20 protein-coding genes and 2 pseudogenes are annotated in these 25,074 nt (G+C 35.9%); 12 read left to right on the top strand and 10 right to left on the bottom strand.

The genetic code is table 11. The features are described 5' to 3' along the window. Positions 1 to 18 precede the first annotated feature (18 nt). Together RCG25_RS26110 and RCG25_RS16320 are read right to left on the bottom strand one after the other, a co-directional pair. A pseudogene (locus tag RCG25_RS26110) lies at positions 19 to 105 on the bottom strand (integrase); the annotation flags it as partial. Positions 106 to 430: 325 nt separating this feature from the next. Next, a complete protein-coding gene (locus tag RCG25_RS16320; protein ID WP_308079879.1) occupies positions 431 to 658 on the bottom strand; it encodes a helix-turn-helix domain-containing protein in 228 nt (75 codons plus the stop codon). A gap of 715 nt (positions 659 to 1,373) precedes the next feature. On the opposite strand from RCG25_RS16320, the gene RCG25_RS16315 reads away from it, so the two are divergent. Continuing rightward, a complete protein-coding gene (locus RCG25_RS16315) occupies positions 1,374 to 1,862 on the top strand; it encodes a DinB family protein (protein ID WP_308079878.1) in 489 nt (162 codons plus the stop codon). 602 nt (positions 1,863 to 2,464) lie between these two features. Continuing rightward, positions 2,465 to 2,623 carry a hypothetical protein gene (locus tag RCG25_RS16310; RefSeq protein WP_308079877.1) on the top strand — a complete coding sequence of 53 codons (159 nt, stop codon included), beginning with the start codon at positions 2,465 to 2,467 and terminating at the stop codon, positions 2,621 to 2,623. A gap of 642 nt (positions 2,624 to 3,265) precedes the next feature. On the opposite strand, the gene RCG25_RS16305 is transcribed toward RCG25_RS16310, so the two are convergent. The 3 genes from RCG25_RS16305 to RCG25_RS16295 all read right to left on the bottom strand — a co-directional run bounded on the left by RCG25_RS16305 (position 3,266) and on the right by RCG25_RS16295 (position 4,995). After that, complete coding sequence (locus RCG25_RS16305) at positions 3,266 to 3,433, bottom strand: aspartyl-phosphate phosphatase Spo0E family protein (RefSeq protein WP_308079876.1); 168 nt, start codon at positions 3,431 to 3,433, stop codon at positions 3,266 to 3,268. 425 nt (positions 3,434 to 3,858) lie between these two features. Further along, the gene (locus tag RCG25_RS16300; protein ID WP_308079875.1) at positions 3,859 to 4,434 is read right to left on the bottom strand and encodes a dihydrofolate reductase family protein; all 576 of its coding nucleotides are present in this window, start codon (positions 4,432 to 4,434) and stop codon (positions 3,859 to 3,861) included. A 294-nt stretch (positions 4,435 to 4,728) separates the two neighbouring features. Further along, positions 4,729 to 4,995 (bottom strand): hypothetical protein, encoded by a 267-nt coding sequence (locus RCG25_RS16295; protein ID WP_308079874.1) that lies wholly within the window; start codon positions 4,993 to 4,995, stop codon positions 4,729 to 4,731. A 267-nt stretch (positions 4,996 to 5,262) separates the two neighbouring features. Here RCG25_RS16295 and RCG25_RS16290 point away from each other — a divergent pair, with 267 nt between their 5' ends. Together RCG25_RS16290 and RCG25_RS16285 are read left to right on the top strand one after the other, a co-directional pair. Next, entirely contained in the window at positions 5,263 to 6,180 is a 918-nt protein-coding gene (locus RCG25_RS16290) for a hypothetical protein (RefSeq protein ID WP_308079873.1), read from the top strand. A 305-nt stretch (positions 6,181 to 6,485) separates the two neighbouring features. Further along, positions 6,486 to 7,067: a HEAT repeat domain-containing protein gene (locus tag RCG25_RS16285; protein ID WP_308079872.1), complete on the top strand. Its 582-nt coding sequence runs from the start codon at positions 6,486 to 6,488 to the stop codon at positions 7,065 to 7,067. A gap of 138 nt (positions 7,068 to 7,205) precedes the next feature. On the opposite strand, the gene RCG25_RS16280 is transcribed toward RCG25_RS16285, so the two are convergent. Further along, a complete protein-coding gene (locus RCG25_RS16280) occupies positions 7,206 to 8,423 on the bottom strand; it encodes an IS110 family RNA-guided transposase (RefSeq protein ID WP_308079871.1) in 1,218 nt (405 codons plus the stop codon). Between the two features lie 1,383 nt (positions 8,424 to 9,806). Between RCG25_RS16280 and ltrA (RCG25_RS16275) the strand changes: the two genes are divergently transcribed. Continuing rightward, positions 9,807 to 11,069 (top strand): group II intron reverse transcriptase/maturase, encoded by a 1,263-nt coding sequence (gene ltrA, locus RCG25_RS16275; protein ID WP_308079870.1) that lies wholly within the window; start codon positions 9,807 to 9,809, stop codon positions 11,067 to 11,069. An 88-nt stretch (positions 11,070 to 11,157) separates the two neighbouring features. Here ltrA (RCG25_RS16275) and RCG25_RS16270 read toward each other — a convergent pair whose 3' ends face one another. Next, positions 11,158 to 12,009, bottom strand: coding sequence for a LysR family transcriptional regulator (locus RCG25_RS16270; protein WP_308079869.1), 852 nt, complete (start codon positions 12,007 to 12,009; stop codon positions 11,158 to 11,160). A 199-nt stretch (positions 12,010 to 12,208) separates the two neighbouring features. Between RCG25_RS16270 and RCG25_RS16265 the strand changes: the two genes are divergently transcribed. The 6 genes and pseudogenes from RCG25_RS16265 (at position 12,209) to RCG25_RS16240 (ending at position 20,319) form a co-directional block, all read left to right on the top strand. Continuing rightward, positions 12,209 to 12,856: a DsbA family oxidoreductase gene (locus RCG25_RS16265; RefSeq protein WP_308084201.1), complete on the top strand. Its 648-nt coding sequence runs from the start codon at positions 12,209 to 12,211 to the stop codon at positions 12,854 to 12,856. Between the two features lie 58 nt (positions 12,857 to 12,914). Next, positions 12,915 to 14,054 carry an NADH:flavin oxidoreductase gene (locus RCG25_RS16260; RefSeq protein WP_308079868.1) on the top strand — a complete coding sequence of 380 codons (1,140 nt, stop codon included), beginning with the start codon at positions 12,915 to 12,917 and terminating at the stop codon, positions 14,052 to 14,054. A gap of 876 nt (positions 14,055 to 14,930) precedes the next feature. Then, positions 14,931 to 16,732: pseudogene (gene ltrA, locus RCG25_RS16255) on the top strand (group II intron reverse transcriptase/maturase). Between the two features lie 392 nt (positions 16,733 to 17,124). After that, positions 17,125 to 17,523: a VOC family protein gene (locus RCG25_RS16250; protein ID WP_308079867.1), complete on the top strand. Its 399-nt coding sequence runs from the start codon at positions 17,125 to 17,127 to the stop codon at positions 17,521 to 17,523. 639 nt (positions 17,524 to 18,162) lie between these two features. Next, positions 18,163 to 19,491 carry a group II intron reverse transcriptase/maturase gene (gene ltrA / locus RCG25_RS16245; RefSeq protein ID WP_308079866.1) on the top strand — a complete coding sequence of 443 codons (1,329 nt, stop codon included), beginning with the start codon at positions 18,163 to 18,165 and terminating at the stop codon, positions 19,489 to 19,491. A 678-nt stretch (positions 19,492 to 20,169) separates the two neighbouring features. After that, positions 20,170 to 20,319 (top strand): hypothetical protein, encoded by a 150-nt coding sequence (locus RCG25_RS16240; RefSeq protein ID WP_308079865.1) that lies wholly within the window; start codon positions 20,170 to 20,172, stop codon positions 20,317 to 20,319. Positions 20,320 to 20,564: 245 nt separating this feature from the next. Here RCG25_RS16240 and RCG25_RS16235 read toward each other — a convergent pair whose 3' ends face one another. The 3 genes from RCG25_RS16235 to RCG25_RS16225 form a co-directional block, all read right to left on the bottom strand. After that, the gene (locus RCG25_RS16235; protein WP_308079864.1) at positions 20,565 to 21,110 is read right to left on the bottom strand and encodes a CBO0543 family protein; all 546 of its coding nucleotides are present in this window, start codon (positions 21,108 to 21,110) and stop codon (positions 20,565 to 20,567) included. A gap of 324 nt (positions 21,111 to 21,434) precedes the next feature. After that, on the bottom strand, positions 21,435 to 21,608 hold the full coding sequence (locus tag RCG25_RS16230; RefSeq protein ID WP_308079863.1) for an aspartyl-phosphate phosphatase Spo0E family protein: 174 nt from the start codon (positions 21,606 to 21,608) through the stop codon (positions 21,435 to 21,437). A 282-nt stretch (positions 21,609 to 21,890) separates the two neighbouring features. Next, a complete protein-coding gene (locus RCG25_RS16225) occupies positions 21,891 to 21,974 on the bottom strand; it encodes a YjcZ family sporulation protein (protein WP_308084200.1) in 84 nt (27 codons plus the stop codon). A gap of 523 nt (positions 21,975 to 22,497) precedes the next feature. Between RCG25_RS16225 and RCG25_RS16220 the strand changes: the two genes are divergently transcribed. Beyond that, positions 22,498 to 25,020 carry a methyl-accepting chemotaxis protein gene (locus RCG25_RS16220; protein ID WP_308079862.1) on the top strand — a complete coding sequence of 841 codons (2,523 nt, stop codon included), beginning with the start codon at positions 22,498 to 22,500 and terminating at the stop codon, positions 25,018 to 25,020. The last annotated feature ends 54 nt before the right edge of the window (positions 25,021 to 25,074 follow it).

Below are 25,074 nucleotides of genomic sequence, written 5' to 3'. Positions count from 1 at the left end.
GTTGCTTTATTTATATTTTTAAAAATACTTCCTATGTAATTGCTGCCTAATACTGCCACTTAACTGAGCATATATCCGGGTAGTTTCACTTTTCTCATGACCTAAACGTAATAAAAAACACTAGTCTCTACTAGTGCTTTTATGGTTTAATTTTAGCTTCGATTCTGTTCACAGTTTCTTTGATCTCTTGAATATTGGTATTTACTTCTTTTATATCCTTTTGTAATTCTAATAAGATTTCTAAGATTTGTTTATCCATTCCGTTCACCATCCATTTGATATTTTTTTAAGGTATTATATTACTCCTTGCTAATATTTTTACGAATTACTTCATATCTGCCACCCATACTTTTTGCTACAATCATCACTAAAAACAAAGTGTGCAACAGCTATTGTACACCGATAATTTTATTCTAAAGTATTCGGTTTATTATTTAGAATTTTGTTCATCATTAGATCGAATTTCAATTATCTCTCTAATATCTGTTATGTTTAAAGCTGCTGATAACCGTTTGATATGTTCAAAATCAATTCTCTGTCTCTTGTTGTTTGCAAGATTACATAAGGAAGAGTGACTAATTTTAGATATACGACCTAACTTACGAATGGATATATTATTCTTTTTAGCAAGTTCTTTGATTTTGATAACGATTTCCATTTAATTCGCCTTCTTACAACTTTTATTTGTGAGACTGATTTAAGGATATGAAATTTAACAAGGTTAAATAGTAATAAACTATGCGTACTACGAATAAAGGCACAATTGCAAATTCGCGCTGAGGTGAAGAGGGGGAGTTTGAGAGAGTGGCTTTCGAGGATATTACTGAGCTTACAATCCATGAATAATTGTTAGTACAGATTCAAGTTTATCATAATGTTCGATTTTTTGAGTCTTGAGATAGGTTATTTCATATTGATTATATTTAAAGCACACAGACAAGATTGGGGTTTGATCTTCTTCTTTGAAAGTTGAATAAATCTCAGTATGATAAAAATATCTCATGGTCTCTAACAAACTTTTCGTATGGGCTAAAGACATATTCTTTCAGCCTCCTTTCCTTTAAAGGGAGAAGAATAAGAAAAGTAGGAAAATTCCCGATAATTTTATTGTATTTTAACTTTAACGTGGAAATATTTTCCTTTCTGTAGGTAATTAGAAGCGTTTATTTCGTAATGCGAACATTGTGTATTAGTAAGATATTCCTTATTAACTAAATGAATGAGTAAGGAAGAAAATGTGAAGAAATGCACTTAAACGGGGGCTTGAGTTTAAGAAGGGTTTGCTGCGGCGATCCTTTTTTAGTCAGTAAAGAAAGGTTTATTCTATACATGTATAGAATAAGTAGTTATATCTGTTAAAGGTGGGTATTTGGATGCTTCAACATGAATATGGATGGGTTCGACAGACTAGAGGAACTCTGTTAGATTTTTGTGGGAAATTAGATCCCAATCATTTTACACATACAAATGGATTCGGTTGGGAAAGTGTAAGAGACACATTGGTTCATATAGCTGACTGCTATGTTGCATGGCTTGGCTCATTTGTTTTATTGAAGACGAAAAAACCACTTACACCAAGGGAAGAATTACAAAATCTCAGTTTAGAGCAAATAATAGCACGATTTGAACAAGTGGATTCAATAGTTAATGAATTATTAGAACTACATCGACAAAATTTAAACATGCTAATTGAGAGAGAAATCCCTTGGAGAGAAGCACCTGAACTATTATCTATTACTCCTTGTAAATTGCTAATGCACACCATCACTCACGAGTTTCATCACAAGGGACAAATAGTAGCAATGCTCCGTCAGATGGGTTATGAGCCCCCAAATACAGATGTATTAGGAACAGAAGATTAATATATTATAGAAATATTTTGGCGATGTTTAATGGACATTGCCTTTTTCGTTGAGTAAGTTTGTGAAGTATCGTACTTAAAGTCACGGGGGCATTAATTGAAGAAGAAGTTGCTTCTAAATCACAAAAAACCCTCTCGATTGAGAAGGGCTTTTATTAATCACAAATATGTAACAAGGATTTTATTTCTTTCTATGTAATATTTCAATGTAGAAAGTTGAGGTGATTATTTTGCCAAACTGGTTTAATGAACTGTCTGATTGGTTTTGGTATTATCGTCGAGGAAAAGTAAAATACAAAGTTTGGGATTTTGTTAATGAGTACAACGCTATGGCATCAAACGGAATAAATAGCTGTATGGAATTGTTACGGTAGTACTCCAGAAAAAGCTAAGGAAATGGCACTATTTAAGTTAAATAAAGCAATTATAGATTTAGGAAATAAAGTGGGATAGGGTGATTGACTTGAATACTTTATCATTTTGGTTGTATGCTATCGGTTCCTTATTAAGAGGAGGCATTATTTTACGTATTGATGGCAGATACACCCTTATCGAACTTTATCGTGATGTGGATTGCTATATGGCAACGGCAGCTACTTATGATTGCTTAGTTTCGAATTGTTTTATGGTACCTCAAAACAAACTGCAAAAGAAATGGCATTACTGAGGTTAGAGCAAGCACTAAAAATGGACGTAAAGAAAGAAGAGGAAGAAGTATTAGTAGAAAAGGATGGATATGTTTTTTATCGTAGAAAGAACTGACTAAAAGCCCCTCTCGATTGAGAAGGGCTTTTACCATATGATCATCATTTCTTCTCAATTATCATGAAAATAAGTCTCCTTTAGTCATGAAAAATTAGAAAAGGGCGTGACTGGATTAAAGCCAATATTAGTATTTACAGCTCTAATCCATTTTCATTCTTTGTGGTGCAGCAATGCTGCATGGTTAGCTAGCGCGTGAGGTTTGTTAAATGAGGAGGTGAAATTTGTATTTTGTAGAAATAAGTAAATAAATACATTGAGAGGAATATTCTAATGAACCTAACGATTATTAAGAGTGTTAGAACTAATAATTTTAAAGATGATCTTATCATGAAAAGATTTCAGATATGTGGAAAGAGGCATCAAGTCTTTGGAACACTCAGGATGAGGTTACTTATGGCCTGCATTATAATTACGAGAGTGATTATAAAGGCGATTATACATTAAGTGCAGCTATAGAGTGTTAACAATTCCACAATTAAAATTCCGAACACCAGAAAATATATATGGAATACTTACTGCTTGGAAGGAGATATGGGGACGTGAAGAGAAAGGGATTTTGGAAAGAGCTTACAATGAATCAAGAAAGATGAAAATCTATTACATCTATTATGTCGCATTTAAAATACGAAGCAATATTAACTATATCACTTGATATTTTGCTATATACTCATCAAGTTGCTGACTAATTGCAATTGTTTTTTCACTTGCAAGTCCCTCTTTTAACCCAGCTTGAATCATTTCTTTTCGTAAGGACTTGATTATTAATAATAAGTTACTTTTTTTATCAGTAATTGACAGTGATAACATAAGAATGTCTCCTATTTACAAATATTTACTAAAAAATATAACAAACAAAACGAAGTATGTACAACCCATTTAACAAAATAGACACAAATTGTTCAAATTTAAATCAATGTCATAATTCGACTGAAATGTGCAAAAAAAGAGATGGGTGCTTCTTGAACTATCGTGGTGCGTTGATCCAGGAGGAAGGATTAACGCCTTTTTTGTTGAATTTCTTCTTATTGAACAAACGGAGCAGTTTAGTTTAAGTACAATCCTTCACAAAGTTAGAAAAAAAGCCGAGTTCCACATTTGGAAATCAGCTTTTTTCTATATATTAATTTCTAATTATAATTGATTTAGTGGACTTCTTATGGTTAATTCAAATCTTTTAAATAACACGCATTCTGAGCTATCGTATCCGTCGTAATCTGCTTTAGGAGAAAAGGTCATCTAACCGTCTGGTAAACGAGGGCTATGGCTCCAGAATCAAATGTCTTGTTTTCGATCAGTTTAAGATTGATCTTCTCCTTGAGACCTTGGAATAACGGCAATCCGCTACCGATCAGGACGGGAGAAACCGTAATTTTATACTCATCTATTAAATCAAGCTGCATAAGGTAGTGTGCTAACCTAGGACTGCCGAGGATGACCATATCCTTGCCTGGCTGCTGTTTGAGGTTCTTGATTTCTTCCTTGACATCTTCTTTCACCAGTCTGGAATTGTTCCATTCGACTTTCTCCAACGTCGTGGAAAAAACGATTTTGGGTGTCTTTTCGATCCACTCGGCATGATTCCGTTCATGCTGCGAAGCTGAGGGGTCAGAAGGCACAGATGTCCAGTAACTGTGCATCATCTGATAAGTCTCACGTCCCCATATGACAGTGTCGGCAGTACTTAGAATTTCTTTCGCGTGTTTCTCCAAGTCAGCATCGTATGAAACCCAGCCAATGTCCATTCCACCGTTCGGACCTTCTACAAAACCGTCAAGCGATGCGTGCAGAAATAGAACGAGTTTTCTCATTTAAAGTCTCCTTTGTTCATGAGGGATATTTTTTTCATACTTCTTTACCTCCAATGTAAGTATAACCAATTTTTTATAAATTTTGGTAAAAAAGTTCTATAAGTTACACAATTAAAATAAATTGGGACGGTGCCAGCATCAGTCCCGTTTTGTTTTGTTATAGAGAAGATTGTGAAGAACTACACTTAAACAAACCGGGGGCTTTAGTTGAACAATGATAAATTACAAAACATAGTTAAGTGGTTTTTATTGTACCCACAAAAAGTAAAAAGAAAATCTCTAGTCTATTTTAGACTAGAGATTTTCTTTTTCTGTCTTTCTTTTATCGTACTTGGCTTTGAGAACTTTAGCACCTTTAACACTTAAACCAATAAGACCTAAACCACCCAAAATGATTATCCTTCCTGCCATTTGCCTACGTGGTCTGTAATGTACATAATCCTCATATCCATATAATTGTTCCAAAGTTTTATCTTTCCCGTATCTCAAAACTGTTTTTTTAGGGTCATTATCGCCCCAAGCATAAAAGTATTCATTAATTCTTTTTGATAATTTAGACATAATTATCCTTTCTTAAGCAAGTATTTGTTAAAACATACAAAAATTGTCTACACTCAAAATTTTACTATAAAAAGTATAAGGAATTAAATAGAGAAAAATATTAAAAATTATTTACTGCTCCCTAAGAGCACTGTTCTTAGGGGGAATTTGTTCTTGTCTTTCATCTTTGCAGGAGTGATATTGGTAACAATTTGTTCATTTACTAAATTCTATCAAAATTGTAAACTATCCTAGTAAGATTATAGAGAAAAAATGGGGGCATTAAGATTGAAAAAGACACTAAAAGCAATTACCGTAGTAGCGGGTCTCACATTATTTTCCGCACCAGTTGCATCTTTTGCAGCAACGAGCGGAAGTACGGCTGTTCATTACCAAAATCAGTGGGTTAAGAAAGGTTCTTATTGGACGTATTACAATTCTAAAGGAGTTTTACAAAAAGGCTGGCTCCTGTTAAAGAACAAGTGGTATTTCTTTGATACAAATGGTTATATGAAAACTGGTTGGGCTTCTATTAGTAGTAAATGGTATTATTTTGATGCAAGTGGAGTTATGAAAACAGGTTGGGCAAAGATTTCTAATCAATGGTACTTTTTTGAAGGTTCAGGTGCCATGAAAACAGGTTGGCTTAAATCCGGTCAAGACTGGTACTATTTAAGCGCAAACGGCGCTATGAAGACTGGTTGGTTACAATTAAGCGGTAAGTGGTACTTCTTAGATCGTTCATCTGGCAAAATGGCGCTTGGTTGGAAGGAAATTGATGGCAAAACGTACCACTTCTATAGTAATGGTTGTATGGCAACAGATACTACTATTGATGGAAAGCATGTCGGTACTGACGGAGCTGTCGATATTGACCAAACTGACTTGATTTTTAAATTGATAGACGGATACGCACGCGATTTGGGTTTATCCGTAGGCTATGATGAAGATATTGAAGCATATGCTTTTACTAACAATAATGGAGAATATGTAGGTGCTTTTTCCTTTGATGGTAGCGTGTACGGTGATCCTTCCTACTTAGAACTGTGGAAAAGGGTTGCTATTGAACTAGGGGTACCTGCAACAGAAGCTGAGCTTAATACTTTAGTAGAGCAAGCAAAAATAGACAAAATAGTTTTTATTGATGACATATTTATTCAATATGATGAAGAATCATTTTCAATTTTTTGGAATTTAGAGGAGTGAATTTTTCCGCTCTCTAAGACACGTCTTAGAGAGCATTTTTTATTTGCTATATAATATATATTAATAATAAAGGTAACATATATTTTGATAACGGGTTCCGTTCCTTATCACAAACATTGAAAATGCAAGTTAAATTAATGGCAATTTGCATATGAATTTGCCACTCGTTTTTTATTGATTTAAAGCCAGTTGTGTTGAAATTTTATTATGTGAAGAAATGTACTCACGCTAACGGGGCAGTTTAGTTCAATAAGGAGTGGTAAAATTTTATATATAAGGCATTGTTTTATATGGGGGTAACGAAGGTGGGGAAATTAAACAAAGAACTACTTATCTCAGAGATAAGGGATTTAGGATATAGTATCTCTTCAATTGAAGAATTGAAGAAAATAGATAATAAAAATAAAGATGTCATACCGATTATACTAAGACACTTATCGCAAATTACCGAGGTTAATCATAAGGAGTTCTTGGTAAGGTGTCTGGGAGTAAAGGGGTTCATTTCTGCCTCCATTCCGTTAATCAATGAATTTAAAAACTCGTCTAATAACACTTATAAATGGGCAATTGGCAATTCATTATCGTTAATTCTCGATAAAAGTTCATTAAATGAGCTTTTGAAGATTGCAACAGATAAGAAACACGGTACAGCAAGACAAATGATTGTGGATGGATTAGGTAAATTTAAAGACAAAAAGGTAATTCCTGTTTTGGTGGGGCTATTAGAGGATAAAGATGTCCAAGGACACGCACTATCAGCTCTTTCAAAATTTAAAGACCCTGAATTGATACCCCATATAAATCCATTCGTTAATCACGAAATAACTTGGATTAGAAATACTGCTAAAAGGACAATAAATAAACTCGAAAAACTAAACAAAGAATAAATAATCCTTATTCAGCTACCATGAAAATTAACTTCTGTAACTTCGGCAAAAAGGCAATACTTAAATAGACGCAGCTCATTCACTTTTTAAAAAAGAGCGGGCGACTGATCAAGGCTTATGGACTACGAGAATAATGGATTAAGATGCTTCGGTAATTGTCACATTATAACCTAAGTTTTCTAGTCTTCGAACCGAATGCCGTACAATAGATACTTGTCTTTGTTTATCAAAATAATCTTCGCCTAAGTCAACGTACATTTCTTTTCGGGTTAGTAGGTAATAGGCGATTCGCAACATCGCATGGGCGACTACAATTGCTGCCTTTTTCTTTCCTTTTCGTCCAGCTGTGCGTCTATACAGTGCACCGAGATAGTTCTTTGACCCTCTTACTGATTGAGCTGCTTCTGTTAATGCGGATCTTAAATATTTATTTCCCTTTTTTGATCTGCTAGATTTCCTTTTACCTGCGCTTTCATTGTGTCCAGGAACTAAGGCTGCCCATGAACACAAATGTGAGGCAGACGGGAATTGGTTTCCAACGTTCGTACCAATTTCAGCTAAGATTTGTTCAGCCATTCTTGTGGCGATACCAGGAATGGAATCGAGTCGTTCTATATCTTCTTGATAAGTGCTTACTCTTTGAGCAATCTCTTGATCTAACATTTCAATTTGCTCAGTTAGAAAATCAATGTGAGTTAAAATCGTTTTTAACATTAAGCGTTGGTGTGGGTTAACATAGCCCTGAAGTGCCAATTCAAGTTCTTCTTTTTTCTTTTTCATTGTACGACGAGCGAAGTTTGCTAGTTTTTCAGGATCATCTTCACCATCTGCGATTGCTCGAAGCATATCTTTCGATGAAACACCCATAATATCAGATACAACAGAACCTAGTTTGATGTTGGCTCCTTCTAAAACCTTTTGAATCCTATTATGTTGTCTAGCGCGTTCTTCAATGATACTCCGACGATAGCGTACAAGCTCCCGAAATTCTCGTTGATTCCGATCAGGAATGAAGCTTGCTTTCAGTAGTCCATGTCGAAGAAGTTGGGCTATCCATTCGGCATCTTTAACATCCGTTTTGCGTCCCGGAAGTGCCTTCATGTGTTGAGCATTTACAACTAAAAACTCTATTCCTTCGGACTCTAATAAGTTAACAATAGGTTTCCAATAAACACTCGTACTTTCCATAGCTACGTGAGTACAATTATTCTCCTTAATCCAGTCCAATAACTTTAATAGAAAAACTGTTTTAGTAGAAAATGTTTGAACCTCCTTTCCTTCTGAAGTCATAATACAAGCAGTGATATTATCCTTATGGACATCTAAACCACATGCTCTTTCAATGATTACATCCATTGAAATCTTCCTTTCTAGGCTTAGAAATTGGAGGCTGGTGCAACAATCAGAATTAGGATTAATCTACCATGAGTGCTTCCCGTAAGGGAGCGACAGTTTGTGGTGCACCGTGGTCGTTGGAGTCAGACTAACGGATGGGCTCTAAGGCACCATAGTTTATCGACCTTCCTCTCCCAGCCTTAGGAATAGTATCGACGGATTCAATATATTTTCATTCTTTGTGGTGAAGCGCCGATTTTGCGCTTCATGGATGGCTAACGGGTGCTTTACTTTAAGTAGTGTGGCTGCTTCGGCAGCCCTTTTGCTTGTTCCGCTAACGGCAGTTCAAGAGGAGTATATGCCTATTTCACCGAACTATTACCATATTGAAATAACTGACTAATAGGGGGCAAATATGGGGAATTCATTTTTGTTATACATTTTACATCTTTTATCAAACTTAGATAAACTAGCTTTATATTTTTTGGCAATAATGTCTATTTGGATATTTGTAAGATTGACTCAGATAGCTTTCCATTTAAAAGACATTAAGGAAGAGTTGAAGAAGAAAAGTTTGTGATTGGGATAAAATTAAGAACAAAGGCTTGAAATATGATTGCTCATCATAAGTAACCCGTTCTTCTTCAAGTAAAGGTGCAAGAATTGAAAATCTCCAGCTGCTATATTGGCGGCTGTTTTTATTGAGCTAACGGTGCAGTTTAGTGGAAGAATCATCTTTAGCTCTTATTCAATAATTGGGACATATTGTTGAATAACGACTCCTGAATTAGGAATTGTTTTATTCGGGTAATAGGTAGATTATTTAAAAAAGAAGGAAGTCAAAAAGACCACCATCAGGTGGACTTTTCTCTTTTGTGTGCCAGGCATGTTCATTAACTTGGCGGTGCAAGTCCGCTATGGGCGTTGGGATATGCGAACCATTAGCCGAAGGCAAGGGTGTCCGTGGCGACGCGGAATCTGAAGGAAGCCCTAGGCAAATCCTCGGTCTGAGGTACACGAATCACATTCGAGGTTCCTTTTTTTCAGGACGAGTCTGCAAAACAAGACAAAGTCCAAAATATCCCCGGATGGAAGAGGGAATAAATGTGGCAGATATACGAGGTGAAAGTGAATGAACTTACCCTGGGAGGTCTCTTAATACCCTTTAAAATGGAACCTGTTTAGCGATAAACAATTGAATTAAGAGAAGTCAGCCGAGGTCATAGTACCAACCTAACGGTTGGGAAGGACTGAACGAAAGGAGCGACCATGTTAGAGGAATTTACAAAAGGACGATGACACAGCCAACCATAAGGGCTTCATTGGATGAATGTGAACGGAATTCACAAGATTTTATTGAAGTGTGGAGTTCTTTTTGTACAAACTTGATGACATGGAAACAATATGGAATTTAATAATGAATTAATTCGAAGAATTACAAGTCGTGATAATCTAAACCAAGCCTTTAAAAAGGTTAAAAGAAACAAAGGAGCAGCAGGAGTCGATGAGAAAGATATAGAAGCTACTCGCCTTTACCTCAAGGAACACGGGAATGAGATTATTAGACTTATACAGGACGGCAAGTACAAACCTCAACCGGTAAGAAAGGTTGAAATTCCAAAACCAAATGGTGGAAAGCGGAGGCTAGGAATCCCCACCGTTGCGGATCGAATCGTTCAACAAGCTACTATCCAGGTACTAACCCCCATCTTCGATAGAAAGTTTAGTCGATACAGCTATGGGTTTAGGCCAAACAAAAGTGCACACCAAGCCATAGAGCAAGCCAGACTATACATTCAGGAAGGCTATCAATACGTAGTTGATATGGACCTGGAAAAGTTCTTTGATAAAGTTAACCATGACAAACTGATGTCTCTTGTCTCCGAAACCATCACAGATAAACCAACCCTTAAACTAATCCGGCGGTATCTACAGGCAGGAATTATGGAAAATGGTTTGGTCACCGTGAATAAAGAAGGTACCCCACAAGGGGGACCACTAAGTCCGCTGCTCAGCAACATCATGTTAAATGAACTTGATAAGGAATTAGAGAAGAGAGGACACAGATTTGTTCGGTATGCGGATGACTGTAATATCTATGTTAAAAGCCTGAAAGCAGGAGAAAGAGTAAAGCAGGGAATCACAGCCTTTATCGAAAAGAAATTAAAATTAAAAGTGAATGAAGAGAAAACTGCCGTGGGAAAGCCGATGGCACGTGTATTCTTAGGGATGAGTTTCTACTCTTCGAGAAGAAAAACGAGGATATACGTGCCAAAGAAGTCTAAACAGAGGTTCGAAGAGAAATTAAGAAAGCTTTCCAATCGGAACTGGGGAATAAGTATGGAATATCGGATTTCGAAGATTAACCAACTAATCCAGGGATGGGGAAACTACTTTAAAGTCGCTGATATCAAGAAATACGCACAACAGATTGATAAACATATCAGGAGAAGGCTTAGAGCATGTCGCTGGAAAGAATGGAAGAAGACTCGAACAAAATATCGGAACCTCAAATGGTTAGGCATTAAACCTAATGAAGCGTGGAGATGTGCCAACTCCCGAAAGGGATATTGGAGAAACTCCCAAAGTCCTGCCCTGCACTTAGCCATGGGGAAAGAATATTGGATAGAACAGGGATTAAAACAATTAAGTACTATTATTTCATAAACTTTCGAACCGCCGTATACCGAACGGTACGTACGGTGGTGTGAGAGGTCGGGGGTTAATCACCCCCTCCTACTCGATTTTATTATAATTAATCCCAGTTTTTAGAATGTTTCTTTATTAAAGCAATCATACTATTGATTGATGGAGAGAGCCACTTGTCCTTATGGTATGCAAGGAACGTAGAAATAGCTGGAAGTTCTGGTTCTACTTCCTCTCCATGCAATTTCTGACTTTCTAATTCTTCTTTCACTGAAAAGTAGGGTACCAATGAAATCCCTAATCCACTTTTAACACATTGTTTAATTGCTTCAATACTCTGGAAATCTAAACTTTCTTTCACATCCATTTGTTTAAATTTTATATAGTGATCAAAAACAGACTTATAACTACATGATCTTTCCGTATATAAAACAGTTCTTGAGTTTACTTGCTTTGGAGGGCTTATTAAAACCATTCTTTCTCTTTTTAAAATTTCACAGTTAAGCTCGGGAAGAGACCAATCATCTTTTTCTAATATTAGAGCTAAATCAATGTCCCCGTTTTGAAGAGTTGATGCAACCTGATAATTTTCTATTGATTTGAGTGAAAGGTTAACTTTTGGGTAAGACATTTTATATTCGAGAAGAATAGATGGCATCCGACCGATAGTAAGTGATTCCGATATCCCTATGGTCAAATCACCTGTTGGTTCATCACTTGTATTTAATGCTTGAGAATATAGTTCTATTATCTTCACAGCATAAGGAAGGAAATGATGACCATATTGAGTTAAAATAACTTTTTTCCCTAAACGATCAAATAATGGTTTTCCTACCTCTTCCTCCAGTTCTTTAATATGAGCTGTTACAGAGGACTGAGCGTAACCAAGATGTTCAGCTGCTTTTTTAAATCCTCCTTTCTCCACAATTGTCTTTAGAGTTATTAAATGACGAAGCTCCATGAAATTACATCCTCCACTACTTATCAGTTTTACTGAATTAAATATTCATTTATATCTATTTTACTAAACTAAGCCGGTGATTTACAATGGAACAGTACACAGATACAAAAGTCTGTTTAATGTGATTAGTTTCCACCTTAAAAGGGAGGATATGTTATACATGCAACACATCTTAAACATTAAATAGGAGGTAATAACCCTGACGGTAAAGATAAAGGTGTATTCAGATTATGTATGTCCTTTTTGTTTTTTAGCAGAACAACCTCTTAAGGAAGCCATAAAAGGAAAAGATGTAAAAGTGGAGTGGATGCCGTATGAGTTGCGTCCATATCCAAATGAAACATTAAAGCCGGAAGGACATTATTTACAAAGTACGTGGAAACAGTCCGTTTATCCAATGGCTGACCGCATGGGGACTGAGATTGTTCTTCCCAAAGTCTCTCCCCAACCACATACTCATTTAGCCTTTGAAGGTTATCAATATGCAAAGGAAAAAGGTAAAGGTAATGAATACAATGACAGAATGCTGCGTGCCTTTTTTCAGGAAGAACAAGATATTGGCAACATCAATGTTCTAACAAAGTTAGCTGGTGAAATAGGATTGAATGAAAAAGAATATAAGGAGGCTTTAACAACAAGAAGGTACAAAGATGCACATAAAAAAGCATTGAAACATGCTTATGAAGAAGCAAATATTACTGCCGTTCCGACGTTTATTATTGGTGATACCAAAATTGCTGGGGTGCGTTCTAAAGAAACTATTGAACAAATCATTAAGGATGAATTGGATAAACAAAAGCCTCAAATATTAACAGAAGGTATGACCTGCGGCATTGACGGATGTTAATTCATTCAATGAAATGGAAAATACTATATATGCTTTTAATTTGAAAGGGGTTTAATTCATGACAAATAAAGACTTGTTGTTTGAAAAAGTGACATTAGGTAGCACAACAATAGATAACCGGGTAGGAGTTGCCCCAATGACACGGACAAGTGCTACACCGGAAGGGTATGCAACCGATCAAATGCTTTCGTACTATACGTCATTTGCCCGTGGTGGATTTGGACTGATTATTACAGAAGGAATTTACCCGGATGATAAGTATAGTCAAGGGTATTTGAATCAACCAGGCATTGTTTATGATGAACAAGTACAAGCTTGGAAGAAAGTAGTGGATTCTGTTCATCAAGCTGGAGCTAAAATATTTGCACAGCTCATGCACGCAGGAGCACTGTCACAAGGAAATCGTTTTGTGAATGAAACGATTGCTCCTTCTGCAGTTCCACCAAAAGGTGAACAAATGGAGTTTTACGGAGGAAACGGGGCTTTTCCAACACCAAGAGAAGCGACAAAGGAAGAAATCACAGAAGTAATAAACGGATTTGTGAATGCGGCTAAACATGCCCAAGCAGCTGGATTTGATGGAGTTGAAATTCATGGGGCAAATGGCTATATATTAGACCAGTTCCTAACGGATTATACCAATCAGCGTAAGGATGAATATGGTGGTTCTACAGAAAATCGTGTGCGTTTACTGGTGGAAGTTTCGAAAGCTGTTCGGGAAGCTGTTGGACAGGACTACACCGTTGGGATCCGAATTTCACAAGGGAAAGTAAATGATTACTCACACAAGTGGCAGGGAAAAGAAAGAGATGCTGAGATTATCTTTGGTCAGCTAGTCCAAGCTGGTCTTGATTTTATCCATGTCACGGAATATGAAGCATGGCAGCCAGCATTTCCGGAAGGAGAAGGCACGACCGCAACCGATTCAGCTTTTGGAGATGGTGGAGATTCACTTGCAAGGTTAGCAAAAAAATACAGCAACTTACCTGTTATTGCGAATGGGCACCTTGAAAATCCGGGAGCAGCTACAGAAATCATTGGAAAAGGAGAGGCTGACGTGGTTACCTTAGGAAAGGGGGCGCTAGCCAACCATGACTGGGTAAACAAGGTGAAAGCCGGGGAACCTCTAGCCGATTTCCAGTCGGAAAAGATACTAAGCCCGAATGCTAAGATTAAAGATTTTGAAGCTCAGGTATAGCTGTCGTTTTGTATTATAAAAAAACTACATGGTGCGTTAATCCAAAAAGGATTAACGCCTTTTTTTGAACTGCTTATTCAACAATCGGGCGCTTTTCTTTAATAAGAAGGCGTCTTTTTTAAATGAGTAAGATTTAAGGACAATCCACTTATAAGGGATTGGATTATATAAAATGAATAAGAGTTTGTGAAGGTTTCTACTGCGCGAAACGTTTCCTTATAAGTGCCAAAACACGAAATAGGAGAATTGCTATTAAGCAATTACAACTGATTAATTGAAACCCGGAATGAAAGCCGTCATGTTGAGCTGAAACGAGTTATCTGAGCACATAATGATAGTAGTTAGAATGTGTATGAAGCTAGGTAAAGTCGGCTGAAATGAACCTAAGTTGCTTATCTGATAGGTCGGGATGCTACAAAATATCTATGGTGAGAATGTCCAACTGGACTGACGAACTTGCGAATGTACGGGTCTAGAAATTAATACGCTCGAAAGGCGTATGCTTCGAACGCAGTGTCAAACACCGGAAAGTACGAGTAGTGTATAGGAACTTCGGGATATCTAACAAATGAGGATATAGGTTGGCAGGCTTAAAGTGAGCACCTACGGATATATGTAAAGCTAGGTTAATCGGAACGTTGTAAGTAAGAAACATCTACTATTAAACGACTACTATCGGGATGGTGTTTATAAGCTAATTATTTATCGAAGTGACTTTATTCTTGCGAAAGTAGGGACACAGTACCGTTGAAGCGTGTAACGAACGTGGAGGGATAGTCCCAAGTCTTCTCTTTGAAAACTAACATAATTAAATGAAACTCACAGGGGCGAGTAAGATGATGGGATTTTCCGCAAGGAAGGAGAAACAATCCATCGGTGAGTACAGCTTTACGACATGCAGAATATTACGGTATGCAGGACATATTTGATGACCTTTATGAGCGAGAAGTAAAAACAATGCTACAAAGGGTTTAAGGCTATATGAACATATCATATCGAAAGACAATATCTTATTAGCCTTTCGAAACATTAAAGCGAATACAGGTTCAAAAACAGCTGGAACTGATGGCATCACGATTGGCCAATACAAGATTGAAAACGCTGATGAATTTATCGAGGAAATTCGAAAAGTATTACAGAATTATAAACCTCAAACGGTACGAAGGGTTGAGATACCCAAACCCAATGGAAAGAAACGTCCATTAGGTATTCCGACTATGAGAGATAGACTAATTCAACAGATGTTCAAACAAGTATTAGAGCCAATATGTGAAGCTGAATTTTATCACCATTCATACGGTTTTAGACCAAATAGGTCAACTCATCATGTAATGGCTAGATGTCAGTTCTTAGTCAATAATGTGAAGTTGCATCATGTAGTAGACATTGATATACAAGGTTTCTTTGACAACGTGAACCATTTAAAGTTAATTAAACAAATGTACAATATAGGCATACGGGACAAGAGTGTTTTAACGATTGTCTCGAGAATGCTAAAAGCACCAATCAAAGGCATTGGTGATCCAACTAAAGGAACTCCGCAAGGAGGAATCCTGTCTCCTCTTTTATCAAAAATTGTTTGAAATGACTTGGATTGGTGGATAGCTAACCAATGGGAATGCCTAAAAACAAAACATGCTTACTCGACCAATAGTAAGACAAGAGCGTTAAGGAAAACGAATCTCAAACAAATGTATATCGTTAGATATGCAGATGATTTTAAGATTTTCACAAATTCTCATCAATCAGCTATCAAATTATTTCACGCTACCAAGGAATACTTAAAAAATCAGCTAAACCTTGATATATCAACCGAGAAATCAGCGATTACTAATCTTAGAAAGAGGAAATCTGATTTTCTGGGTTTTTCTCATAAATCAGTAACCAAGCGTAATACATACGTAGCCAATACACACGTTATGGATAATAAGATGAAAAATATACTAGAAAAATTTAGATATTTAATTCGCGAAATCCAAAATAAACCAACACCACATACTGTCATGGATTATAACGCTTATATTCTCGGAATAAAAAATTACTTCAAGGTTGCGACTCATATCAATAAAGATTTTGGAAAAATAGCCTATCGTCTATTGAAAGCCATGTATAATCGTCTAAAACCAATTGGCAAATATGGAAAACCTATAAAACCATCAGAAACATACAAGAGACTTCATAAGAATAATTTCAGAACATAAAAAATTGCTGGTGCATATTTATTTCCATTAGGAGATATTCAAACAAAGAATGCCATGAACTTCAGTCAAGATATATGTAATTATACAAAAGTAGGAAGGCATAAACTTCATCAAAAACTTAGAGCCGACGTTGCCATAGAAATTAACAAAATGTTAAAAATACCTTCAAGCAAAGACAATTTTGAAATTGCAGATAACAGAATTTCAAGGTACTCAATGCAATTAGGAATATGTGCAGTAACAGGGGAATTCTTAACATCTAATCAGGTACACTGTCATCATAAGTTACCCCGTCATTTGGGAGGTACAGATGAGTTTAATAATCTTGTAATCGTACATAAAGATGTCCATAGATTAATCCATGCTACAAGTGAAAAGACGATTGAACGATATAGGAACGTTCTTCAATTAAATGGAAAACACTTGAAGAAGCTAAACCAATTTCGTAAAGTATGTAATTTAGTTGCTTTAGTCTAAAAGAATAAGAGGGACGCCTAATGCGGTGAAAGCCGCACGTTGGGTGTGGAGCAGGGGAAAAGATGGAGATTACATCAAAGTCTTACCTATTGCTATTAAACAAACGGTGCGATGCTTCAATAAACGAAGAATCGCTTTTTCTTTATTCAAGTAACGGAGCTGTTTAGTGAAAAAGAAACTCAAAAATGGGCAGAATTAATTATTCAAATTCGTGGGGATGAGAGGTAAGTCTACAGATAATAGACTACTATTTTTTATTCCATATTATTAATAAAGAATTATGGTCGTAGAACCTTTTACGTTAACTAACAGCAGGAGTGTAACAGAATGGATATTATAATACAAGTTGAATTATAATTTAGAAAATAGATACTAAAAGGAGTAGATTTATAATGGAAAAGGTCACACCATTTTTAATGTTTCAAGATGGCAAAGCTGAAGAAGCAATGAATTTTTACACATCTCTGATTGAGGATTCAGCAATTACAAATATTGTTCGATATGGTGCAAATGAGAGTGGGAATGAAGGAACTGTCATGCAGGCTACTTTCACTTTAAAAGGACAAGAATTTATGTGCAGTGACAGTAATGTAAAACATCAGTTTTCCTTCACACCTTCGTTCTCAATATTTGTTACTTGTAATACTGAAGAAGAACTTGACAATCTTTATCAGAAACTGAACGAAGGTGGACAAGCACTTATGCCACTAGGAAATTATGGTTTCAGTAAGAAATTTGGCTGGCTAAATGACCGTTTTGGAGTTTCGTGGCAACTAAATCTACCTAAATAATAAAAGAACTTAATACCCTGTTCATACCAATAATAAAAAGCATAAATTGTTAAACTAACTGGGGGCATTAGCGAAAGAGCGAGGCTGTCTTTTTGATAGTTTTTCTTATTGAAGTAACGGAGCAGGTGTGCGGCCGAGCCTAGGTCGTATCATATAGCGGGTGGGATTCCCGTCGAGTAAGAACTAGCCATTCGCTCGTAGCGAGTCTTGGAGGACTATGGGTAACTCTAGTCTTTAAGCGTAGACAGTTAGGTGGCGGGCCGAAAGCCAAACGGCTGAAGGGATTGAGCTCCATAATCGTTAGTAAACCGAGAGGGCTGATGCCTTACCTGCGTGCAGAAAGCAACATTTTATCCTTCGTCAAAGGCAAGAAGGATGAAACCTCTCTGGAGTCAAAGACCTTGGCACGTTACACATTGATATGATACGGCAACTCGGGAGACCCTACCGGTCTTTTCTACTTTATAGAAGAGTATGGTCTACAAGCGATAATAAGCAAGGAAACCAAATGCCGATGTAGGGAGTCGGATAGCAGCGTAGTACCAATGAAGTTGGGTAATGCCGATGGAGGAAAGGCTAGCTACCAGTTATCACCCTTACTAGGGACACATTTACTACACACAGAGGTAGGAATAATAAATGGAAACAAAACTACTAAGGATAGCAGAATTAGCAAAATCCGAGCCCAAAATGAAATTCACATCTCTTGCGCATTTATTGAATGAGCAATCCTTAACTCAGTGTCATCATGAATTGTCTAATAAAAAGGCAACTGGTATCAACGGTACGACAAAAGAACAATACAGTGACAGCTTGGACGAAAACATAGTGAACTTAGTAAGCAGGCTTAAAAGCAAAAGTTATCGTCCTGTTCCAGTAAGAAGAATGTATATCCCAAAGCTCAACTCAAACAAGAGGAGACCATTGGGAATACCGGAACATGAAGATAAAATTGTTCAAAAAGACATTACGAAAATACTAAATGCCATCTATGAAAATGACTTTCTAGACTGCTCATTTGGGTTCCGTCCAAATAGAAGCTGCCACGATGCGCTGAAAATACTGAATCAATATATTGAGAAGAGAGCAGTAAGTAATGTAGTCGATGTGGATATTAAAGGCTTCTTTGATAACGTTGACCACAAATGGATGATGGAATTCTTGAAACTTCGTATCACTGACCCTAACCTACTGAGAATAATCAGCAGGTTTCTTAAAGGTGGATACATGGAGGAAGGTAAGAAATATAAGACAGATAATGGTACACCGCAAGGTGGAGTAATATCTCCGATATTAGCCAATGTCTATCTCCATTACGTTCTTGATCTATGGTTTGAAAAAGTGGTTAGGAAACAATGTAAAGGCCAGGCATATATAGTAAGATACGCAGATGACTTTGTTTGTTGTTTTCAGAATAAAAGTGAAGCCGAGCAATTCTTCCATTCATTAAAATCGAGATTAAAGAAATTTAACCTGGAAATAGCCGAGGATAAAACTAAAATTATTCCCTTTGGAAGGTTTGCAGAAAATAATGCAAAGCGTGATGGGAATAGTAAACCAGCTACGTTTGATTTCCTTGGGTTTACCCACTATTGTGGGAAAAGCAAACAAGGGAAATTTCGGGTAAAACGGAAATCTAGCAGGAAGAAAGTCCAAGGCAAACTAAGAGAATCTAAAGAATGGCTAAAGGCTAATAGAAATAAAGATATTCATACGATTATGGATAGATTTAGACGCTCACTAATAGGCTATTACAACTATTATTGCATCACGGATAACACTCAAATTGTTAACAACTTTAAAGAGAAAATCGAATACTTACTATTTAAATGGCTCAATAGAAGAAGCCAAAGGAAGTCCTTCACATGGGATAAATTTAATCTTTTTCTGAGTAAATATCCACTTCCTTTACCAAGAATCAAAGTGAACATCTATGAACTTCGAAAAGAGATTAGCTACATTCTGTAAATGATAACTAGGAGGAGCCGTGTGCGTTAATAGCGCAAGCACGGTTCTGTGAGGGGGAGGAGTACAATTTACCGTAAGGTAGAAAGGCTCCCTTCTACTCGACTAATTGAAAAAGGGATAAAAGCTTATTGTGTAGAATTATTAAAATGACAAAAAAACTAATAATGTAAATTTGGTTAGTGTATTAAAAAGTTTCACATTTTGTAAGTAAGGATGGGAACAGATGAGGAAAACAATGCTTGGGTTTTCATTAATGTTATCAGCTTCACTTGGATTAACCCCCATAATCAACGGTATAATGAAATATGTTTTGGGTTATAGCGGACCTTACCAGAAATGGCTCATATTGAATTTTATTACACGCTCTCATTTGCAATATTTAATTTTGTTGTTGATAGGGATTTGGATAATAGGTTTGTATATCTTATTCAAGGAATATGTTTCAAAGGATTGATATGGTATATAAAGCAAAGAAGACCTCGCGAAGTGCAAGGTCTTCTTCTATAACAAATAACTAATAGGCGTATTTGCAACTCTTTTGCTTGTTTAGCTAACGGAGCGATTGCGGAACCAGGCAATCGCTTTTTGTTCTAATGGAGCAGTTTAGTTCAAGAAGGATTTATTGGTAATTTTGTGGAATTAGATGTTGAATAGAAAAAATCTAGGGGGTCCGATTAAGTGAAAGAAAACATAAAGATTATTTGCTTAATTACTATCGCTATTAGTTTATCTATAATTGCTTACAATTCATCAAAAGAAGTCTCTTATCTTCAAATGATCGAAGAAAAGTTATTTACTATTGGAGAAAGAATAAGTAACTTGAGATAAAAAGTTCTTTTTCATCCATTGAAAAAGTACGATGGTTTAATTTAGGCATTGTACCTTTTGTACTTTGTGAAAAAATTAACTTAAACTAATGGGTGCGATGATCCGAGAAGCATTGTCGCCCTTATTTTGTAAAAGTCTTATTGAACAAACGGTGCAGTTTAGTTGAAGAAGAAAAACGAAGAATGCGTATTTGACCCAAAAGGCGACGCAGAAAAAATAAAAAATGGCATCATGTTGATGCCAAATTAGTTTAATCTTTTAAATTTTTTCCTAGTCGCTAATTTGTGTGCAGAAACGTATATCACTGAGTATAAGGGAATAGAAAAACCGAATTTCCAATTTGTGGGTTCATAAATTCCAAGCCATTTAAAGAATGGTTCTCCTACAAATGCTGTTAATATTCCGAATACGATTCCAATAAACCATGGGTTTCTATTGTGGAAAAATTGAATTAAAAACATAACGCTTATTGGCATTAATGAAAAATCAAATGGTAAGTATGAAGGAATCGCTGGTGTAACGGGTCTTAAATAATTCCAAAATGACAGTTGTACACCGATATTGTCGGCTGTTACCGACACAAGACATACGAAAAAACCAGAGTAAAGTAGACGATCTGTACTTTCTCTATTTCTAAAAATAACCCAGAGTACAATTGGAATTATTGTTAATGCAATACCTAACCACCATTGCCAAGTGAATAGTACTTCTTGTTTCCAGGAATTCATCCTGTGGTCATATGCTTGATGATATTCCCAAAATGATTTATGCATTCCAGATGTTGAATGCATGATAATCCCCCTCGTTAAATGTGATATATACATTTTGCCATATAAGGCATTCTTTAAACCAAAGAGGCTTTATCAATTTATGCATCGGGCAAGGAATGAAAATATATATAAATTTGTATCGTCTTTCGAACAAAAGACACCATTAAAGGTTCCAATAAAGATTTACTAAAATAATCTATAAAAATCTAAGTTCATAGGAATAGCCCAAATATATGCACCAATTAGTGCTGCTGGTCCCATTAAGTAATTTAGATCTTAGGTAACCATTTAAATAAAAATCGGAAAATAAAAAATGTAGAAAACATAAAAAATGTAATTAAGAATTCAGTGTTTCATCTTTTGATAAGTTAATATGTATTGATCTAACTTTTGACTAATTTCTAATGTTTTCTGGCTTGCAAATCCTTCTTTATAACCTATTTCAATCATTTCTTTTTGTAATGATTTGATTTCAAGCAATAAAGGGATTTTTATATCGAGAGTGGGAATTGGTAACATTAAACTAGCTCCTATTTAAAATTTTTTGAAAAACCTATCAAAAACCGTGACTATACTCATAGGGAAAATTTAGATAAATAGTCACTTTGATAATTATACAAAAAAGTAGAAAAATTGGAACGGATTCGACAAAAGAATTCAAAGTTAGACATAGGAATCTAGTTGCACTTTTCGATGATAGGCAACACTATCGAACCAAATTGCGAAGTTTAGCATTACAAAGAGGGTACTAATTAAATTCTTAGATACCCTCTTAATGACATTATTTTACCTAGACAATCATTAGTATCCTCCACGCATGAAGGATGCGCCAACAATGATTAAAAGGATGAATAGAACAACAATCAAAGCAAAACTTGTACCCATTCCGCCGCCGTCGTAGCTCATAGATACTCACCTCCTTATTTAAGAAGTAATACATTTTATGCTGTAAGAGATAACTTGAAATGGACAAGTATGGAATTATTCTTAAAAAAGTTGTTTAATCGCACTTCGATGATATTGTGAAGAAATGTACTTAAGCTAACGGGTGCGTTTCTTCAATACTTAAAAGGGAATTAGACCAGAACTTAAGGTCCAAGGTAGGTACCTAGTATTATTTATTCCAAACATCCCGCCAGATGGCAGCACACAAAGATTGGCTCCTCCCGAGTGGACAATGATGGATCGAGAATTTATTGATGGGAGCAGGCTCGGGAGCTTGCTCTTTTTTCATTTCTTCAATATGATTGTTTGGCTCTATTATTTAATATTCCTTTAGAAATCCATTGCCTTTCTATAACAAATTTATACAAAATTATACAAAAAAGTAGATATTTCTCGATATTTTAATATAATTATGCTATTAGTATAGTTGTGACTATTTTACTATTTGAAATGGGGTGCATAAATGTTAAAAGTACTACAATCATTGCGATTCAAAATGCTTTCTCTATTAATTATACTTTTGGTTATCCCTATTTCCATTGCAGGTTATTATTTATATTTGCATATAACCGATGATTTAACACAAATGGAAAAAGAAAGAGTTTATTCAACAAGTCTGGCAAGCGATAAACTAATAATGAACTTGGGCAATCAACTTTTAGACACGGCAAAGTCTAACGCCTATTGGGAAGATTATAGATTGGCAGTTGAAACCAAAGATGTAACATGGATAGATGATAATGTTAACACAATAAAAAGTACTGTTCCTAATTTACATTTTATTGCAACAACAGACTTAGATGGAAATGTCCTATCAGAGGTCGGAAATGTGAAAGAGTTTTCTGGCAAACTGAGTAATCCCGAGATTAAAGGGAAACTGAAAAATATCAATGACTTTTCAGGTCTTATAACTACCTCAAAAGGATTAGCAGTTATCGCTGTCTCAAAAATTACCAACGAAGAAGGCAATGCCAGCCCAACAGGGATAATAATTTTCGGGAGAATACTGGATAATAAGGCTCTAAATGAAATTAAGGCAACTTTACATACTGACATTGCTATATTAACCGAAAATGGAACATTATTAACTACTTCGTCTAAAGTTGATAAAAGTAAACTTTTACATTACGTAACTGAAAAGAATCCAAATCTGCTGAGTTTTAATACCTCACATTTTAAATCAATTGAATATGCTGAAATGGTATCTGCATTAAAAGACTTTACCAATAAACCGATAGGCGTTTTATTGGTGAACGAAAAACAAACAACAAGTACATCTGTTAAAAGCAGTTTAATCAACGTTTACCTTCTCATCAGTATGATTTTCATTTTTATATTGGGATTACTCTCTTTATTGATTTATAAGTTTATTATAAAACCCATTCAGCAAATAGTAGCCATCTCAGAAGATGTTTCAAAAGGAAACCTGAAAAATGAAGTAAACCAAAAGATCCTTAAGCGAAAAGATGAGCTGGGTACATTAGGTTTTTCAATGAATATTTTAATTATGAATTTCCGAAATTTAATGAAGGAAATTAAGAAAAACATCGATCATTCAGCCAATAATGCCCAAGAATTAGAAGGATCTATGAATAAAGCAAACGATTCCGTAAATAAGTTAGTTGTTTCTATTCAGCAAGTAGCAGGAAACACTAGTTTGTCTGCATCCAATATTGAGGAAATCGCTGCAGCAGTGGAACAAATGAGTGCTTCTATTAATTTAGTGGCGGAAAACGGGGAAAGTTTAGCAACTTCAGCTGAAGAAACTTCTTCTGCTATTCAAGAGATGATGGCATCCATTGAACAAGTGGCTGCTAATGTGAGTAATACGGAAGAAACGGTTGACCAGATTTCAACTTCCATTGAAGAAATGAGCCATTCTATTAAAGGTGTAAATAATAATGCCAATATATTAGCTTCAGCTTCAGAACAGACCGCTGAAACGATTGAGGAGATGGTAGTATCCATTAAGCAAGTGGCAGATAGTGCCCAAACAGTGAATCAACTTAGTCAATTCGTAAAAGGAGATGCACTTGAGGGAACTGCTTCTTTAAACGAAACATTGAATGGAATGAATGAGATTTCTCAAGCCATTGAACAAGCCAGCCTGGTCATGGAGTCATTAGGGGAAAATTCCAAAGAGATTGGCAGTATTATTGAGGTAATTGATAACATTGCCGACCAAACAAATTTGTTAGCGCTGAATGCAGCGATTGAAGCGGCCCGAGCGGGTGATCACGGAAAGGGCTTTGCAGTGGTTGCTGAAGAAGTGCGTAAACTAGCGGAACAGTCTGCTAATGCAACGAAAGAAATTGCTGTTCTGATTAAGGGAATTCAATCGGAAACTACCATTGCAGTCGCCTCTATTAAAGAGGGAACCGAAAAAGTTAATCAAGGAAATCGTTTAGCAGCAAAAACGAATCAGGCGATTATAAAAATTACAGACGGAATTGCTCGAGTAACAGAGGAAATGAACCAGATTGCAAAAGCAACAGTGGAACAAAGCGCTAAGAGTGAAAGGATCATTCAGTCAGTTGAAAATGCTAAAAAACTAGCAATGGAAATGACGCTTTCTACCAAAGAGGAGACAATCACTGCTGAAGAAATCTTTAACAGAATCCTCACAATAAAAGAACAAATTCAACAAATTTCTATTGCAACCTCTGAACAAGCAAAAGGCAGCCAAGCAATCGTTGCAGCAGTAGAGGACGTAACCCATAAATCTAGTTCTGTGACCATTGCAACAAAGGAGCAAGGACTTACTGCTGAGGACATCGTTCAAAATATCAATATCATGAAAGAAATGACTAGAGAAATGACAATTGCAACGAATGACCAAGCAAGATACGGAAAGGAAATTGCATTAGAAGTAGAGAATGTCCTTAAACAAACAGAAGAATTATATAATAGTATTGAAACTCAAACAAAAGAAGTAGGAGATGTAGCCCAAGTAATGATCAATGTTAGTACACAAGCCGAAAACTAAAAAATGACTTTCATCTTGTGATAACTAACAAAAGTTACTGCATATATAAATCGT

It is taken from the genome of Neobacillus sp. PS2-9, from assembly GCF_030915525.1.
Classification (GTDB): domain Bacteria; phylum Bacillota; class Bacilli; order Bacillales; family Cytobacillaceae; genus Neobacillus.
This window is presented reverse-complemented; position numbering and strand designations above follow the sequence as displayed.